This is a genomic window from Propionicimonas sp. T2.31MG-18 (assembly GCF_964266745.1).
Classification (GTDB): Bacteria; Actinomycetota; Actinomycetes; order Propionibacteriales; family Propionibacteriaceae; genus Propionicimonas.
In genome coordinates, this window is sequence record NZ_CAXWGX010000001.1 from 163,537 (window position 1) to 178,646 (window position 15,110).

Sequence of the window (15,110 nt, forward strand, 5' to 3'; positions counted from 1 at the left end):
ACCACTCGTGCGACGGCACCGCCCGGAGCGCCTCACCGCAAGACGACATCCGCCGGAAATACAACCCCCCTATCGTGACCCCCATGCCCGACACTCTCGAGATCCGCTTTCCCGCCGCCGGCGTCGAGGCCGAACTGGCGGTCACCGAGGCAACGATCCGGGCCACCGACCTGCGACAGTTCCCGGTCGGGGGCGAGCCGCTGGCCACCTTCGACCCGGGCTTCATGAACACCGCCGTCTGCCACTCCTCGATCACCTACATCGACGGCGATGCCGGGGTGCTGGAGTACCGCGGCTACCCGATCGCGGAACTGGCCGAGAAGTCCACCTACCTCGAGGTCGCCTACCTGCTGCTGAACGGCGAGCTGCCGACGGCGGCCCAGCTCCAGGAGTGGGAGCTGCTGATCACCGAGCACCGGATGCTGCCGGACAAGCTCAAGACCGTGCTGGCCGGCTTCCCCTACGACGCGCACCCGATGACGATCCTGATGGCGTCGGTGGCGGCGTTCTTCTCCTTCTACCCCGACGCCCAGAACTTCGAGGACAAGTCGGCCCGCGACCTGAACATCGCCCGGCTCATCGCCAAGATGCCGACGCTGGCCGCGTTCGCCTACCGCAAGGGCAAGGCGAAGCCCTACATCAACCCCGACGACAAGTACGGGTACTGCCACAACTTCCTGGCCATGCTGTTCAAGCAGAACGAGCGGCGCTACGAGGCGGACCCGCGGCTCATCCGGGCGATGGAGGTGCTGTTCATCCTCCACGCCGACCACGAGCAGAACTGCTCGACGAACGCCGTCCGCTCGGTGGCCAGCTCCGGCAACGACCTGTTCACGTCCTGCTCGGCCGGCATCGGCGCGCTGCACGGGCCGCTGCACGGCGGCGCGAACGAGGCGGTGCTGCGCATGCTGCGCGAGATCGGGACGGTCGAGCGCGTGCCCGAGTTCATCGAGGGCGTCAAGGCCGGCAAGGCCCGGATGATGGGCTTCGGCCACCGCGTCTACAAGAACTACGACCCGCGCGCGAAGATCATCAAGAAGTCCGTCGAGGACGTCTTCGAGGTGACCGGGGTGAACCCGCTGCTGAAGGTGGCGCAGGAACTGGAGAAGTACGGCCTCACCGACGAGTACTTCGTGAAGCGGCGCCTCTACCCGAACGTCGACTTCTACTCCGGCCTGATCTACGAGGCGCTCGGCTTCCCGCCGGAGATGTTCACGGTGCTGTTCGCGGTGCCGCGGACGTCCGGCTGGGCCGCCCAGTACCAGGAGTTCATCACCGATCCCGAGCAGAAGATCATGCGGCCCAAGCAGATCTACACCGGTCACCGGACCCGCGCGTACGTGCCCATGGAGGAGCGCGCCTAGGGGCGCTGTGGACCGTCCCCGCCCAAGTCAGCGGGGATTGCCGGGTTTGCCCTTGCGGAGCAGAGCCTGCGTGGCAAGGTATTCCCCATGAGTTCAAAGTTGAGCGCTGCCTCGATGCAGGTGACCAGTCCCGACGACGTCCGCAATGTCGTACTGATCGGAAACGCGGGCTCGGGGAAGACGTCACTGTTCGAGCAGCTGCTCAAGGCTCGGCTGGCCGGCTACCGCGGCGAGAAGGAGGACGCCGAGCGCGCCGCGCAGCTCTACCTGGCCTCGATCGTCAGCGGCGAGGTGCTGGTCAACCTGCTGGACGCCCCCGGGCACCCCGACTTCGTCGGTGAGCTGCGGGCCGGCATCCGCGCCGCGGACGCGGCCATCTTCGTCATCTCCGCCGCCGACGGCATCGACGGCGCGGCCCAGGCCCTGTGGGAGGAGTGCACCGCGGCCAACCTGCCGCGGATCATCGCGCTCACCAAGCTGGACGCCGGCCACGCCGACTTCGACGGCTCGGTCGCGGAGGCGCAGGACAAGTTCGGCGAGGGCGTCCTGCCCACCCACGTGCCGACGATCAGCCCGGACGGCATCATCGGCAACATCGGACTGCTGAGCCTGGAGGAGCACGACTACTCCGGCGGCGAGGTCGTCAACCGCAAGCTCACCGCCGACGACTCCCACGTCGAGACGTGGCGCGGCCCGCTGATCGAGGCGATCATCCAGGAGGCGGAGGACGACTCCCTCATGGACCGCTACCTCGGCGGCGAGGAGCTCGACACCGAGTACCTGCTGGACGACCTCCGCAAGGCGGTCGCCACCGCCAATCTGTACCCGGTCGTCCCGGTGGCCTCGAACACCGGCGTGGGCGTCGAGGAGCTCCTGCGGCTGATCGAGCACGGGTTCCCGACCCCGTCCCTGCACCCGAACCCGCCGGTCACCTCCCCCGACGGCAAGGAGCTGCCCACCCCGCCGACGGACCCGTCCGCGCCGCTGGTGGCCCAGGTCATCCGCACCACCACCGACCCGTTCGCCGGCCGGCTGTCGATGGTGCGCATCTTCTCCGGCACGCTGAAGGCCGAGGACCTGGTGCACATCTCCGGCCACCGCCCCAAGGCCGACGACGCCCACCCCGACCACGACAACGACGAGCGGGTCGGCCTGATCCAGGCCGCGGTCGGCACAGAGCTCAAGCCGCGCCCGTCCGCCATCGCCGGCGAGATCGTGATGGTGCCCAAGCTGTCGACGGCCGAGACCGGCGACACCCTGTCGGCGAAGGACCGCCCGGCCCTGGTGGCGCCGTGGAACCTGCCCGAGCCGCTGCTGCCGCTGGCCATCCGCGCGGCGACCCGCAACGACGAGGACAAGCTGGCCGGCGCCCTCCAGCGCCTGGCCGTGGAGGACACCACCGTCCGGCTCGACCGGGGTGGCAGCGACCAGCTGGTGCTGTGGACGACCGGCCAGGCCCACGCCGACCTGCTGACCGCACGGCTCACCGACCGCTACGGCGTCAAGGTCGAGCAGGAGGAGCTGAAGATCCCGCTGCGCGAGACCTTCATCGCCAAGGCCACGGCGCTGGGACGCCACGTCAAGCAGTCCGGCGGGCACGGCCAGTACGCGGTGTGCAACATCGAGGTCGAGCCGCTGCCCCGCGGCGCCGGCTTCGAGTTCGTCGACAAGGTCGTCGGTGGCGCGGTCCCGCGGCAGTTCATCCCCAGCGTCGAGAAGGGCATCCGCAACCAGCTCGAGAAGGGCGTCTTCGCCGGCTACCCGATGGTCGACGTGCGGGTCACCCTTTTCGACGGCAAGGCGCACTCGGTGGACTCCTCCGACATGGCCTTCCAGCTCGCCGGCTCGCTGGCGATCAAGGAGGCGGCCACCCCGAAGACCGTGGCCCTGCTCGAGCCGCTCGACCTGGTGACGGTGACCGTCGGCGAGGAGTACCTCGGCGCGGTGATGACCGACCTGTCGGGACGCCGCGGGCAGCTGCTCGGCTCCGACTCCGACAACCACAAGGCGATCATCCGGGCCCTCGTGCCGCAGACCGAGCTCGCGCGCTACGCCATCGACCTGCGCGGCATCGCGCACGGCTCGGGCACCTTCACCCGCGAGTTCCACGGCTACGAGCTCCTGCCCGCGTCCCTGATGGACAAGTACGCCAAGACGAACTGACCGCCACGCACTCCGTACGCCGTGAGCCGGCCGCACCGTCGGCCGCTCACGGCGTTCCGGCGTCGGTGGGGGGAATGGGGACGGGCGCCGCGGCGTTCGGGGTCGTCGTGCGCATCGACATCTGGTCCGACATCGCCTGCCCGTGGTGCTTCATCGGCCTCACCCGCCTGGAGGCGGCGCTGGCCCGCTTCGAGCACGCGGAGGCCGTGGAGGTGGAACTGCACTCGTTCCAGCTCGACCCCGGCCTGCCCGACTCCTACCCCGGCACGGAGGCGGAGTACCTCGCCGCGGCCAAGGGGCTCGACCCGGCCTCGGTGTCGCAGATGGTCGGACGGGTGGCCGGCATCGCGGCCGCCGACGGTCTCTCGCTCGACTTCGACGCCCTGAAGGTGGCGAACTCGCGGCGCGCCCACCGGCTCATCCAGCACGCGAAGCAGGCCGACCCCACCGGGGACGCCGCCTGGCGGCTGGAGCTGGCGCTGTTCGCCGCGCACTTCAGCGACGGCCTCGACACCGGCGACCCGGACACCCTGGTCGGGATCGCCACCTCGGTCGGCCTGGACGCCGGCGCGGCCCGGGAGGCGCTCACGTCGGAAGAGCTGGACGCCCTGGTCGGCGCCGACGTCGACGAGGCGTCGCGACTCGGCATCCGCGGCGTCCCCTTCTTCGTGCTCGCAGGGCGCTACGGCCTGTCCGGGGCCCAGCCGCCGGAGGTGTTCGACCAGGCCCTGCGCCAGGTGTGGGACGAGGCCGTGCCGGCGGCGGGCTGACGCGGGAGCCCCGCCGCGGCCCGGCTCAGCGGGCGGCCTGGTCGGCGAGGAACCCGAAGACCCCGTCGGCGACCATCTGCACGGCGATCGCCGACAGCAGCAGGCCCGCGATGCGCGAGGCCAGCACGGTGCCCGACTCGCGCAGGACGGCCCGGATCAGGCCGGCGTAGCGCAGGAAGAGCCACACCAGCACCATCACGACCACCAGCGCAGCGCCGACGGTGAGGTAGCCGGTGACCCCCGGCGCCTCCTGCACGGCGAGCATGGTGGCGACGATCGCGCCCGGGCCGGCCATCAGCGGCGTCCCGAGCGGCACGATGGCCACGTTCACGCCGTCGTGGCTCGTGGGCTCCGAGCCCCCGCCCATCAGCAGGTCGAGGGCGATCAGCAGCAGCAGCAACCCGCCGGACACCTGCATGGCGGGCACCGACACGTGGAGGTAGTCGAGGATCTGGCGCCCGAAGAGGGCGAACAGGGCGATCACACCGAACGCGACGAGGGAGGCCCGGTCGCCGGCGCGACGGCGCTGCTTCTCGTCCAGGGAGTTGGTGAGGCCGAGGAACACCGGCAGCAGGCCGGGAGGGTCGACGATCACCCAGAGGGTGACGGCTGTGGCGAGGAACAGATCAAGGTTGAAGAACTGGCCCACCGGCCCAGCCTAGGGCCGGGGGGCCCGCACCGCAGAATCGGGGGGACGCCGCCGGCGGCGCCCGCGCGGCTCAGAGGCTGTGCAGCGGACGCGTGCCCGGGGGCAGCAGCCGGCTGTCGACGATGTCCTTGCCGAACGGGAAGCAGGTGACCGGGATCATCTTCAGGTTGGCGACCGCCAGCGGGATGCCGATGATCGTCACGGCCTGCGCGACGGCGGTGGTGACGTGGCCGATGGCCAGCCACAGCCCGGCGATGAGGAACCAGATCACGTTGGCCAGGCCGGAGCCGATGCCCGCGGACGGCTTGGCGACCACCGCGCGGCCGAACGGCCACAGCGCGTAGCCGGCCATCCGGAAGGACGCGATGCCGAACGGGATGGTGATGATCAGGACGCAGGCGAGCACGCCGAAGGCGATGTAGCCCAGGGCCAGCCAGAACCCGCCCAGGACCAGCCAGATGATGTTCAGAATCGCGCGCATACCTCTCCTTGTTCGAAACGCACCGTCCATCAAACCGGGTGCCGGGCCGTTTCCCCAGCGGTGGCGACCCTGACGCTCCCCTGACGTGCCCCCGGCGGCCGCGTCCCTACAATGTCGGCCATGCCCGTCGACCAGCGCATCCATCGTGACGTGGTCTCCTACGTGCGGCGCAGCGGGCGCATGAACGAGTCCCAGCAGCGCGCGTGGGACGCCCACCGGGACGCCTGGGTGGTCGCGCTGCCCGCCGGGGAGCGCGAGACGTCCGTGGCGAGCCACGCCACGGTCGACTGGACGGCGGTGTTCGGCCGCGAGGCGCCGTTGAAGGTGGAGATCGGCTCGGGCACCGGGCACGCGATCACCGCGCTCGCCGAAGCCATGCCGGAGGCGAACCTGGTGGCGTTCGAGGTGTTCACCCCCGCGGTCGCCTCGACGCTGGGACGGCTGGCGCGCCACGGCGTGGGCAACGTGCGGCTGGTGGTCGCCGACGGTGCGCAGGCGCTGGCGAGCGTGGTCGGCGAGGGAGAGCTCAGCGAGCTGTGGACGTTCTTCCCCGACCCGTGGCACAAGGCGCGCCACCACAAGCGGCGCCTGGTCGGGCCGGCGTTCGCCGCCCTGGTCGCCTCCCGGCTCGCGCCGGGCGGGGTGTGGCGGCTGGCCACCGACTGGGACGACTACGCCGAGGCGATGCGCGAGGTGCTGGACGCAGAGCCGGGCCTGGTGAACTGCCACGACGGGTGGGCCCCCCGCTTCGCTGCGCGCCCGGTGACCAAGTACGAGCGGCGCGGCCTCGAGGCCGGGCGCACCATCCACGACCTCGCCTACCGCCGCGCATGACCCGCTACCGCCTCGACCTCGGCTACGACGGCACCGGCTTCCACGGGTGGGCGGCCCAGACCGGCCTGCGCACCGTGCAGGGCGAGCTGGAGTCGTGGATCGGCCGCGTGCTGCGGCTGCCCGCGCCCCCGGTGCTGGCCTGCGCGGGACGGACGGACGCCGGCGTCCACGCCCGCGGGCAGGTGGCGCACGTCGACCTCGACCTGTCCGGGCCCGAGGACGTGGCCGCCACGCTCCAGCGCCGGTTGCGTCGCGCCCTTCCCGAGGACCTCGCCGTGCACAGCGTGCGGGTGGCGCCGCCGGGGTTCGACGCGCGCTTCGCCGCGATCTGGCGCCGCTACGCCTACCGCCTGGCCGACCGGACGCTCGACCCGCTGGTGCGGCACACCACGGCGACCGTCCGCGGCGAGGTCGACGTCGACCGGCTGAACGAGGCCGGCGGGGGACTGCTCGGGTTGCACGACTTCGCCGCCTTCTGCCGGGCGCGCGAGGGCGCGACGACGATCCGCGAACTCCAGGTGCTGCACGCCGTGCGCACCGCGGACGGCCGCGTCGAGATCGGCGTGCGGGCCGACGCGTTCTGCCACTCGATGGTGCGCTCGCTGGTGGGCGCCCTGGTGGAGGTGGGCACCGGGCGTCGCGACGGCGACTGGCTGCACGGTCTGCTGGAGGCGCCGGGGCGTGCGGGCGACGTGCCGGTGATGGCCGCGCGCGGGCTGGTGCTGGAGGAGGTCGGCTACCCGCCGGACGACCGGCTGGCCGACCGCGCACGCGAGGCGAGAGCGTTCCGGACCCTGGAGGAGCAGTCGTGAGCCACTACTTCCACACACCCACCGGCGAGGAGCACCGCCGCGAGGTGGGCATGCGGTTCTGGGACACCGACTGGACGTTCACGACCGCGGACGGGGTGTTCTCCGCCGACGGGCTCGACCTGGGCACGTCTGTGCTGCTGCGCGAGTCGGTGCCGCCGGCCGGGGCCACCCGGCTGCTCGACCTGGGGTGTGGGTACGGGGTGCTCGCCGTCGCGCTCGCCACCGCCTGCCCGGAGGCGGTGGTGGACGCCGTCGACACCAACGCCCGTGCGCTGGAGCTGTGCGCGGCGAACGCCACGGCCCACGGCGTGGGCGACCGCGTCCGTCCGCTGGCGCCCGCGGACGCCGACCCGGACGCCCGCTACGACGAGATCTGGTCGAACCCGCCGATCCGGATCGGAAAGGCCGCCCTGCACGAACTGCTGCTCACCTGGCTGCCGCGGCTCGCGCCGGGCGGGACGGCGCGCCTGGTGGTCGGCCGGAACCTCGGCGCGGACTCGCTCCAGGCGTGGCTCAACTCCTCGGGCTACCGCTGCGAGCGGGAGGCCAGCGCCAAGGGATTCCGGGTGTTCTCCGTGCGTGCTGAATCCGCGCCGTAGCCCTCCCCGCGGAGGCCCTCGCGTCCTAGGCTTGCAGCGTCGCTCCCTACGAGAACAGAAGGGCAACGCATGACTGAAGAGAACACCCCCAAGGAAGGCGCGGAAGGCTTCCTCGGCGGCCTGCTGGGCAAGGCCAAGGAGTTCGGCGAGAAGGCCAAGGACGTCGCCGGTGACGCCTTCGAGGCGGTGAAGGACTTCGCGGAGGACCTGCCCGAGAACGCCCAGAAGCTCGCCGCCGACGCGTCCGCGGCAGCGAAGGACTTCGCGGAGGACCTGCCCGAGAACGCCCAGAAGCTCGCCGCCGGCGCCCAGAAGCTGGCCGGCGACGCTGTCGAGAAGGCCAAGGACCTCATCGACGGGGACGCGGCTGCGGCCGAGCCGCCGGCACCGGCTCCCGCGGAGACCCCGGCCGACCCGCCGGCTCCGACCGCCTGACCTTGCCGTCCACGCAACGGGGTGCCCGATTCGGGCACCCCGTTGTACTTTTTGGTTCACCCCTTGTCACGGCCACCGTCGCCACCGCCCATGGGTTAGCCTGAGGCCACCTGAACCTTTGCAGGGGAACCCGGTGCAAGTCCGGGACTGACCCGCAACCGTGACGACGGCAACTGCCGTCCAAGTCGGAATGCCTGCACAAGTTCTGGCTCATTCACACCCGTCGTGGCATACGGGCGAGTCGGACGCGCGCAGTTGGCCCCGGATCACCTGGAGGCCCCGCGCGAAAGGACTTCCGTGTTCAACTCATTCCGACGATCCCTGGCTGCCGGGTCTGCGGTCGTGATCGCACTGCTCGGCCTGCCCGCCGTCCCGACCGCCGACGCCGCGCCCGCCGCCGCCGACGCCACCCGGGCCGCGAACTACCTGGTGCGCAATCTGCCGAAGACCGCCGACGGCGTCGGTGCCTCGGCCACGGTCGCGCTCGGCCTGGCCACCGCCAACGACTGCACCTACGCGCCCGCGCTGCGCACGCTGGTGAGCCAGATGGAGAAGGGCGCGAAGGGCTACCTGTACCCGGGCAAGAAGCTCAACCCGGCCCGCGCGGCCAACCTGGCGATCGCGGTGGAGGCGCTGGGCCTCAACCCGCGCAAGTTCGCCGGCTACAACCTCGTCTCGCTGGTCACCAAGGGCCTGCCGGCCGACGGCCGGATCGGCTCGTCGGACTCCGCGTTCAGCCAGAGCCTGGGCATCATCGCCCTCGACCGGGCGGACGCGACCATCCCGGTGACGCTGCTCACCAAGCTGCTCAGCCTCCAGGACGACACCGGCGCCTTCGGCTACGACTTCAACGGCTTCCAGGCCGACCCCGACACCACCGGCATGGGGATCCTCGCGCTGCACGCCATCGGCCAGCTCGACCCGCAGGTGGACGCGGCGAAGGACTGGGCCGACGACAACCAGGTGGAGGACGGCTACTGGGCGAGCTACTCCCCCGTCGACTCCACCGGCCTGCTCGGCTCCGCGCTGGCCGCAGAGGGCGAGGACGTCGCCACAGCCAAGACGTGGCTGGGGAGCGTGCAGAACGCCGACGGCGGGTTCCCGAACTCGCTGGACGAGGGAACCGCGTCTGACCTGATGGCCACCGTCGACGCGCTCTACCTGATCAGCGGCAAGAGCCTGCTCGACGCCTCGGTCAACCTGGGCAAGTGCCCCAAGAACGCGCCGAAGCTGCCGGCGGCCACCACCTCCTGCACCGGCGTGTGGGTGGTCGTCGACCGCGGCAACGGCCAGGAGACCGTGCGCTGCGCCACCTCGTACTCCACGGGCATCGCGGCGCTGAAGAGCGCCGGGTTCACCGTGAAGACCTTCAGCACCACGTGGGGCCCATCGGTGTGCCAGGTCACCGGCTTCCCGCTCACCTGCGATACGACGTTCGACACCGGCTACTGGAGCTACTGGCAGGCGACCCAGAATGAAGACGGCACGTGGGCTGCCTGGGACTACGCGTCAACCGGCCCGTCGAGTTCCACGCCCAAGAAGGGAGTTGCGGAGGGCCACCTCTGGGTTCCCACCGGCAGCTCAAACGATACGCTGAAGGTGAGCGTCCCCAAGGGCTACGCCGCGTCCCCCGTGCCGACGATCGAGAACCAGACCACCCCGGCCAGCACCACGCCGAAGGTCGGCGAGACCCTCGGAGCCGTCACCGGCACCTGGGATCCCGTCCCCGCCTTCAGCTACCGCTGGTACCGCAACGGCAGCTCGATCTCCGGCGCGACCAAGGCCACCTACAAGCTGACGAAGTACGACGTCGGCCGGGTGATCACGGTGAAGGTGACCGCGAAGCTCAGCGGCCACCAGACGGTGTCCCGCACGTCGCTTCCGACCGCGAAGGTCACCAAGTGAGGCGTCTCCTCCTCGCGGCCGCGCTGACGGTTCCCCTCGCCGTCGGCGCGGCCGCGGCCGCGCCCGTCCAGGCCGCGCCGCTGCCGCAGGCCTCCGCCTGCAGCGGGGTCTGGGTGGTCGTCGACTACGGGTCGCTGGGCGGCACGAGCACCAAGTGCGCGACCAGCTACAGCACCGGTGCGGCAGCCCTGAAGAGCGCCGGTTTCAGCATCGTGCTCGACGGCGGCTTCCTGCTGAAGATCAACGGCAAGCCGGGCAGCCCCGACATCAACAAGGCGTACTGGTCGTACTGGCAGGCGACGCGGTCCGAGGATGGCACCTACTCCAACTGGAAGTACTCCACCCTCGGGGCGACCGCGTCCCACCCGACGAAGGGCAACGCGGAGGGCTGGCACTACCAGTCGCTGGACGGCGGGAACGTGCCGCCGAACGTCGCGCCCCCGGCCGAGGACACGTCCACCCCGTCCCCGACGCCGTCGCCGACGAAGACGACGACCAAGCCGAGCCCCAAGCCGACGAAGTCGGCGACGAAGAGCCCGAGCGCCAGCGCGACGGCCACGGCGACGAAGAGCGCGTCCGCCTCGGCCACCGCGAGCAGCACACCGAGCACCACGCCGACGCCGACCCCGACGCCGGCAGCGACGACAGCCACCCCGCTCGGGGCGGACCAGGCGACCCCGATGGCGACCGGGGAGACCAGTCCCCCGCAGGACCCCGGCAGCGGCAGCCCGTTGGGCGCCCTCGTCGCCGGCGGGGTCGTCGTGGCCGGTGCCGCCGGCCTGGGCGGCTGGTGGCTGTGGAGAGGACGGAAGCCCTGAACCAGGTGCACCCGTGGGCGTGGTGGTGCTGGGCGATCGGTATCGGGATCGCCGTGAGTGGCACCACCAACCCGCTGCTGCTCGCGCTCGTCGCGACCGCGATGATCGCGGTCGTGATGCTGCGTCGCAGCGCCGCACCCTGGGCACGGTCGGTCCGCGCCTACCTGCTGCTGTCGCTGTTCGTGATCGGCATGCGGGTGTTCTTCCAGATCGTGCTGGGCGGCGGGCGGGGCGAGACCGTCCTGTTCACCCTTCCCGAGATCCCGCTGCCCGCCTGGGCAGCGGGCATCCAGCTCGGTGGCACCGTCACCGCAGAGGCCCTGACCGCGACGCTGTACGACGCGTTGCGGCTCGCGGTCATGCTGCTGTGCATCGGTGCCGCCAACGCCCTGGCCAACCCGCGCCAGGCGTTGCGGTCGGTCCCGGCCGCGCTGTACGAGGCATCGGTCGCCGTGGTGATCGCGCTGAGTGTGGCGCCGCAGCTGATCGAGAGCGTCCAGCGGGTACGCAGGGCGCGCCGCTTGCGCGGCGCGTCGTCGACCAGCCTGAAGGCGCTGGCCACGGTCGCCATGCCCGTGCTCGCGGACGCCATCGAACGCTCGATGTCGCTCGCGGCCGGCATGGAGGCGCGCGGCTTCGCCCGGACGCGTGGCCTGCCCACCCGGGGCACGCTGCCACTCATGCTGGTCTCCTCGATGGCCGCCACCATCGGGGTCTTCCTGCTGCTCAGCACCTCCTGGTGGCAGCCGGCGCTGGGCCTGCTGGTGGCCGGCGTCACCGTGGCCGGCTTCGGCCTCCGGGCTGCCGGACGGCGGCTGCGGGTGACCACCTACCGTCCGCAGCCGTGGCGCGGGCGCGACACCCTCGTCGCCGCGACCGGCGTGCTGGCCGCCGTGCTCGTGCTCGGCCTCGGCTGGCTCGACCCCACCACGCTCAGCCCTGCGCTGGCCGCGATCCTCGACCCGGCGGCGCTGGCACCCACCACAGACCCGCTCGCCTGGCCGCAACTCACCCTGCCGATGTTCGTGGTGATCGGCCTGGTGCTGGCTCCCGTCCCGCTCACCCGGGCGCGGAAGGTCGCCGAGACGGCCTCGACCCGCAACGACACCCGCGTCCGCTCGCTGCGGCCGCAGGTCGAGCGCCCGAAGGTGCCGGCATGGCGGTGATCACCTTCGACCGGGTCTCCGTGACCTACCCGGAGGCCGATCGCCCGACGCTCGACCAGGTCTCGTTCGCCCTGCCCGAGGGCGACCTGTGCCTCGTCGTCGGCTCCACCGGCACCGGCAAGTCCACCCTGCTGGGCGCCATCAACGGCCTGGTGCCGCACTTCACCGGCGGGCTGCTGTCCGGCCGCGTGCTCGTGGACGGGCGCGACACCGCGCACCACCGTCCGCGCGACCTCGCCGACGTCGTCGGCTACGTGGGCCAGGACCCACTGCGCGGGTTCGTCACCGACACCGTCGAGGACGAGGTCGCCTACGGCATGGAGCAGCTCGGCATCGACCCGGTGGCCATGCGCAAGCGCGTCGAGGAGACCCTCGACCTGGTGGGCATCGCCGACCTGCGGCGGCGTCCGCTCGTCGAGCTGTCGGGCGGGCAGCAGCAGAGGGTCGCGATCGCCGCCGTCCTCGCCGCCCAGCCGCGGGTGCTGGTGCTCGACGAGCCCACCTCAGCCCTCGATCCCACCGCTGCGCAGGACGTGCTGTCGGCGATCGCCACGCTCGTCCACGAGGTCGGGCTCACCGTCGTGCTGGCCGAGCACCGCCTCGAGCGGGTGATGCAGGCCGCCGACTCGATGATCTGGCTGCCCGGGGACGGCAGCCTCGTCCACGGCAGCCCGCGCGAGGTGCTCGCGCGCGCCACCGTCACTCCCCCGCTCGCCGAGCTGGCCCGCATCGTCGGGTGGGACGAGGTGCCCCTCAGCGTCCGCGAGGCCCGGCGACGGGCGCTGGCCGAGGACCTCGCGCCGACCGCCCCCCGGCGCGCCCCCGCCGCCGGACGGCCCGTCGCGCTCGCCGCCCGCGGCGTCGAGGTGCGCTTCGGCGACGTGGTGGCCGTCGACGGCGTGGACGTCGCCCTGCCGAAGGGCTCGGTGACCGCGCTGCTGGGACGCAACGGCGCCGGGAAGTCGTCGCTGCTGTGGGCCCTCCAGGGCGCGCTCACCTGCGCCGGCGAGATCACCGCCGGCGGCCAGGACCCCCGCCGCCTGTCCGCCGCGGAGGCACGGCGGCTGGTGACGCTCGTGCCGCAGACGGCGGCCGACCTGCTGTACCTGCCCACCGTCGCCGCGGAGTGTGCCCAGGCGGACGCCGAGAGCGACGCCGCCCCCGGAACGACGGCGGCGCTGCTCAGCGCGCTCGGGGTGGACGTGCCCGACGAGCGTGACCCGCGGGACCTGTCGGAGGGCCAGCGGCTGGCCCTCGTGCTGGCCGTGCAGCTGGCGGCGCGGCCGCCCGTCCTGCTGCTCGACGAGCCGACGCGCGGCCTGGACTACCGCGCCAAGGCCGAGCTGCACCGGATCGTCGACCGCCTCGCCGCCACGGGGGTGGCGGTCGTGATCAGCACCCACGACGTCGAGTTCGCCGCCCTCGCCAGCACCCGGACGCTGCTGATGGCCGACGGCGAGATCATCGCCGAGGGCACCACCGCCGACCTGCTCACCTCCTCCCCCGCCTACGCCCCACAGATGGCGAAGGTGTTCGCGCCCCTCCCTGTGCTCACGCCGGCCGACGTCCGCGGGGGGTTGTGATGGACGGCCGTGCGCGGGTGCCCGTCGCCGTGGTGGCCGCGGCCCTGATCGGGCTGGTCGCCTTCAGCTGGCCGCTGTTCCTGCGTCCGGAGTCGGGCATGTCCGCCACGCAGGCGCCGATCATGTTCGCGCTCGTGCTGCCCACGGTGCTGGCGGTGGTGCTGTCCGAGATCGCCGGGGGCCGCATGGACGCCCGCTCGCTGGCGATGCTGGGGGTGCTGGCCGCCGTCGGCACGATCCTGCGCCCGCTCAGCGCGGGGACGGCGGGGTTCGAGCTGGTCTTCTTCCTGATGATCCTCGCCGGGCGGGTGTTCGGTGCCGGCTTCGGCTTCGCGCTCGGCGCGATCACCCTGTTCACCTCCGCGTTGATCACGTCCGGGGTCGGGCCCTGGCTGCCGTACCAGATGCTGGCGGCGGGCATGGTCGGACTGTTCGCCGGGCTCCTGCCGCGGGCGGGCGGACGGGCCGAGATCCTGCTTCTGGCCGCCTACGGCATGGTGTCCGCCTTCGCCTACGGCTGGGTGATGGACTTCTCGTTCTGGCCGTTCGGGATCGGCGAGGACACCCAGATCTCGTTCGACCCGACGCTCGGCCCGCTGGAGAACCTGCACCGGTTCGTGCTGTACAACATCGCCACCTCGATGGGGTGGAACCTGGGCCGCGCCCTCACCAACGCCGTGGTGATCGCCCTGCTCGGCGTCCCGCTGCTGCGACTGCTGCGCCGCAGCGCCCGCCAGGCCCGGTTCGCGCCCGCGAGTTCGGCCCAACCTCTGGCGGAATAGCCACCGCAGGGGGCAGGTTGGGGGTAGGTGATAGCCAGTCACGCAACGAAGGGAAACCTGATGGCCTACACGCTGCCCGATCTCGATTACGACTACGGCGCACTCGCCCCGCACATCGCCCCGGAGATCATGGAGCTCCACCACAGCAAGCACCACGCCGCCTATGTGGCCGGCGCCAACACCGCGCTGGAGAAGATGGCCGAGGCCCGCGACAAGGGCGACTTCGCCAACATCCCCAAGCTCGAGAAGGACCTCGCCTTCCACCTCGGTGGCCACATCAACCACTCGGTGTTCTGGAAGAACATGTCGCCGGACGGCGGCGGTGAGCCCGACGGCGACGTGGCCGCGGCCATCGACGAGTTCTTCGGCTCGTTCGCCGGCTTCAAGGGCCAGTTCGAGGCCGCCGCCAACTCCCTGCAGGGCTCCGGCTGGGCGCTGCTGGTGTGGGACCCGCTGGGCGCGCGCCTGAACATCAACCAGCTCTACGACCAGCAGAACAGCGTCCCGGTCGGCCAGCTGCCGGTGCTCCAGCTGGACATGTGGGAGCACGCGTTCTACCTCCAGTACAAGAACGTCAAGGGCGACTACGTGAAGGCCTGGTGGAACGTCGTCAACTGGGCGGACGTGGCTGCCCGGCTCGCCAAGGCGCGTGCGGCGGTCGTCCTCTAGGACCCCGGGATCCGACAGTCCCCCGACGGTCAATTCTGAGAGAAACTTGACCTAACTCTCAGGATCAGGCAGGCTCTTCT

The 15,110-nt window shown here is 71.8% G+C and carries 15 protein-coding genes and 1 riboswitch; of the genes, 13 read left to right on the plus strand and 2 right to left on the minus strand.

Annotation, left to right across the window (positions count from 1 at the left end; genetic code table 11):
- Positions 1-83 precede the first annotated feature (83 nt).
- From ACFQQJ_RS00735 to ACFQQJ_RS00745, 3 genes are all read left to right on the plus strand, one after another.
- Entirely contained in the window at positions 84-1,364 is a 1,281-nt protein-coding gene (locus tag ACFQQJ_RS00735) for a citrate synthase (protein WP_377103144.1), read from the plus strand.
- Positions 1,365-1,451: 87 nt separating this feature from the next.
- A complete protein-coding gene (locus ACFQQJ_RS00740; RefSeq protein WP_377103145.1) occupies positions 1,452-3,527 on the plus strand; it encodes an elongation factor G-like protein EF-G2 in 2,076 nt (691 codons plus the stop codon).
- 74 nt (positions 3,528-3,601) lie between these two features.
- Positions 3,602-4,297, plus strand: coding sequence for a DsbA family protein (locus ACFQQJ_RS00745; protein ID WP_377103146.1), 696 nt, complete (start codon positions 3,602-3,604; stop codon positions 4,295-4,297).
- Positions 4,298-4,322: 25 nt separating this feature from the next.
- Here ACFQQJ_RS00745 and ACFQQJ_RS00750 read toward each other — a convergent pair whose 3' ends face one another.
- Complete coding sequence (locus ACFQQJ_RS00750) at positions 4,323-4,946, minus strand: MarC family protein (RefSeq protein ID WP_377103147.1); 624 nt, start codon at positions 4,944-4,946, stop codon at positions 4,323-4,325.
- Between the two features lie 70 nt (positions 4,947-5,016).
- The gene (locus tag ACFQQJ_RS00755) at positions 5,017-5,427 is read right to left on the minus strand and encodes a YccF domain-containing protein (protein WP_377103148.1); all 411 of its coding nucleotides are present in this window, start codon (positions 5,425-5,427) and stop codon (positions 5,017-5,019) included.
- Between the two features lie 120 nt (positions 5,428-5,547).
- Here ACFQQJ_RS00755 and trmB point away from each other — a divergent pair, with 120 nt between their 5' ends.
- The 10 genes from trmB to ACFQQJ_RS00805 all read left to right on the plus strand — a co-directional run bounded on the left by trmB (position 5,548) and on the right by ACFQQJ_RS00805 (position 15,030).
- Positions 5,548-6,261 (plus strand): tRNA (guanosine(46)-N7)-methyltransferase TrmB, encoded by a 714-nt coding sequence (gene trmB / locus ACFQQJ_RS00760; protein ID WP_377103149.1) that lies wholly within the window; start codon positions 5,548-5,550, stop codon positions 6,259-6,261.
- On the plus strand, positions 6,258-7,073 hold the full coding sequence (gene truA / locus ACFQQJ_RS00765) for a tRNA pseudouridine(38-40) synthase TruA (RefSeq protein WP_377103150.1): 816 nt from the start codon (positions 6,258-6,260) through the stop codon (positions 7,071-7,073). The genes trmB and truA overlap by 4 nt, the downstream gene beginning before the upstream one ends.
- Before the next feature lie 50 nt (positions 7,074-7,123).
- Positions 7,124-7,672 (plus strand): class I SAM-dependent methyltransferase, encoded by a 549-nt coding sequence (locus ACFQQJ_RS00770; RefSeq protein WP_377103930.1) that lies wholly within the window; start codon positions 7,124-7,126, stop codon positions 7,670-7,672.
- A 69-nt stretch (positions 7,673-7,741) separates the two neighbouring features.
- Positions 7,742-8,107, plus strand: coding sequence for a hypothetical protein (locus tag ACFQQJ_RS00775; protein WP_377103151.1), 366 nt, complete (start codon positions 7,742-7,744; stop codon positions 8,105-8,107).
- A 75-nt stretch (positions 8,108-8,182) separates the two neighbouring features.
- Positions 8,183-8,324, plus strand: a riboswitch (cobalamin riboswitch).
- An 80-nt stretch (positions 8,325-8,404) separates the two neighbouring features.
- The gene (locus ACFQQJ_RS00780; RefSeq protein WP_377103152.1) at positions 8,405-10,012 is read left to right on the plus strand and encodes a hypothetical protein; all 1,608 of its coding nucleotides are present in this window, start codon (positions 8,405-8,407) and stop codon (positions 10,010-10,012) included.
- On the plus strand, positions 10,009-10,830 hold the full coding sequence (locus ACFQQJ_RS00785; RefSeq protein WP_377103154.1) for a hypothetical protein: 822 nt from the start codon (positions 10,009-10,011) through the stop codon (positions 10,828-10,830). Before ACFQQJ_RS00780 ends, ACFQQJ_RS00785 begins: the two co-directional genes overlap by 4 nt.
- Positions 10,809-11,996: an energy-coupling factor transporter transmembrane component T gene (locus ACFQQJ_RS00790; RefSeq protein ID WP_377103155.1), complete on the plus strand. Its 1,188-nt coding sequence runs from the start codon at positions 10,809-10,811 to the stop codon at positions 11,994-11,996. The genes ACFQQJ_RS00785 and ACFQQJ_RS00790 overlap by 22 nt, the downstream gene beginning before the upstream one ends.
- Positions 11,987-13,579, plus strand: coding sequence for an ABC transporter ATP-binding protein (locus tag ACFQQJ_RS00795; RefSeq protein ID WP_377103156.1), 1,593 nt, complete (start codon positions 11,987-11,989; stop codon positions 13,577-13,579). Before ACFQQJ_RS00790 ends, ACFQQJ_RS00795 begins: the two co-directional genes overlap by 10 nt.
- Positions 13,579-14,361, plus strand: coding sequence for an ECF transporter S component (locus ACFQQJ_RS00800; RefSeq protein ID WP_377103157.1), 783 nt, complete (start codon positions 13,579-13,581; stop codon positions 14,359-14,361). Before ACFQQJ_RS00795 ends, ACFQQJ_RS00800 begins: the two co-directional genes overlap by 1 nt.
- A 57-nt stretch (positions 14,362-14,418) precedes the next feature.
- The gene (locus ACFQQJ_RS00805) at positions 14,419-15,030 is read left to right on the plus strand and encodes a superoxide dismutase (protein WP_377103932.1); all 612 of its coding nucleotides are present in this window, start codon (positions 14,419-14,421) and stop codon (positions 15,028-15,030) included.
- Positions 15,031-15,110: the final 80 nt, after the last annotated feature.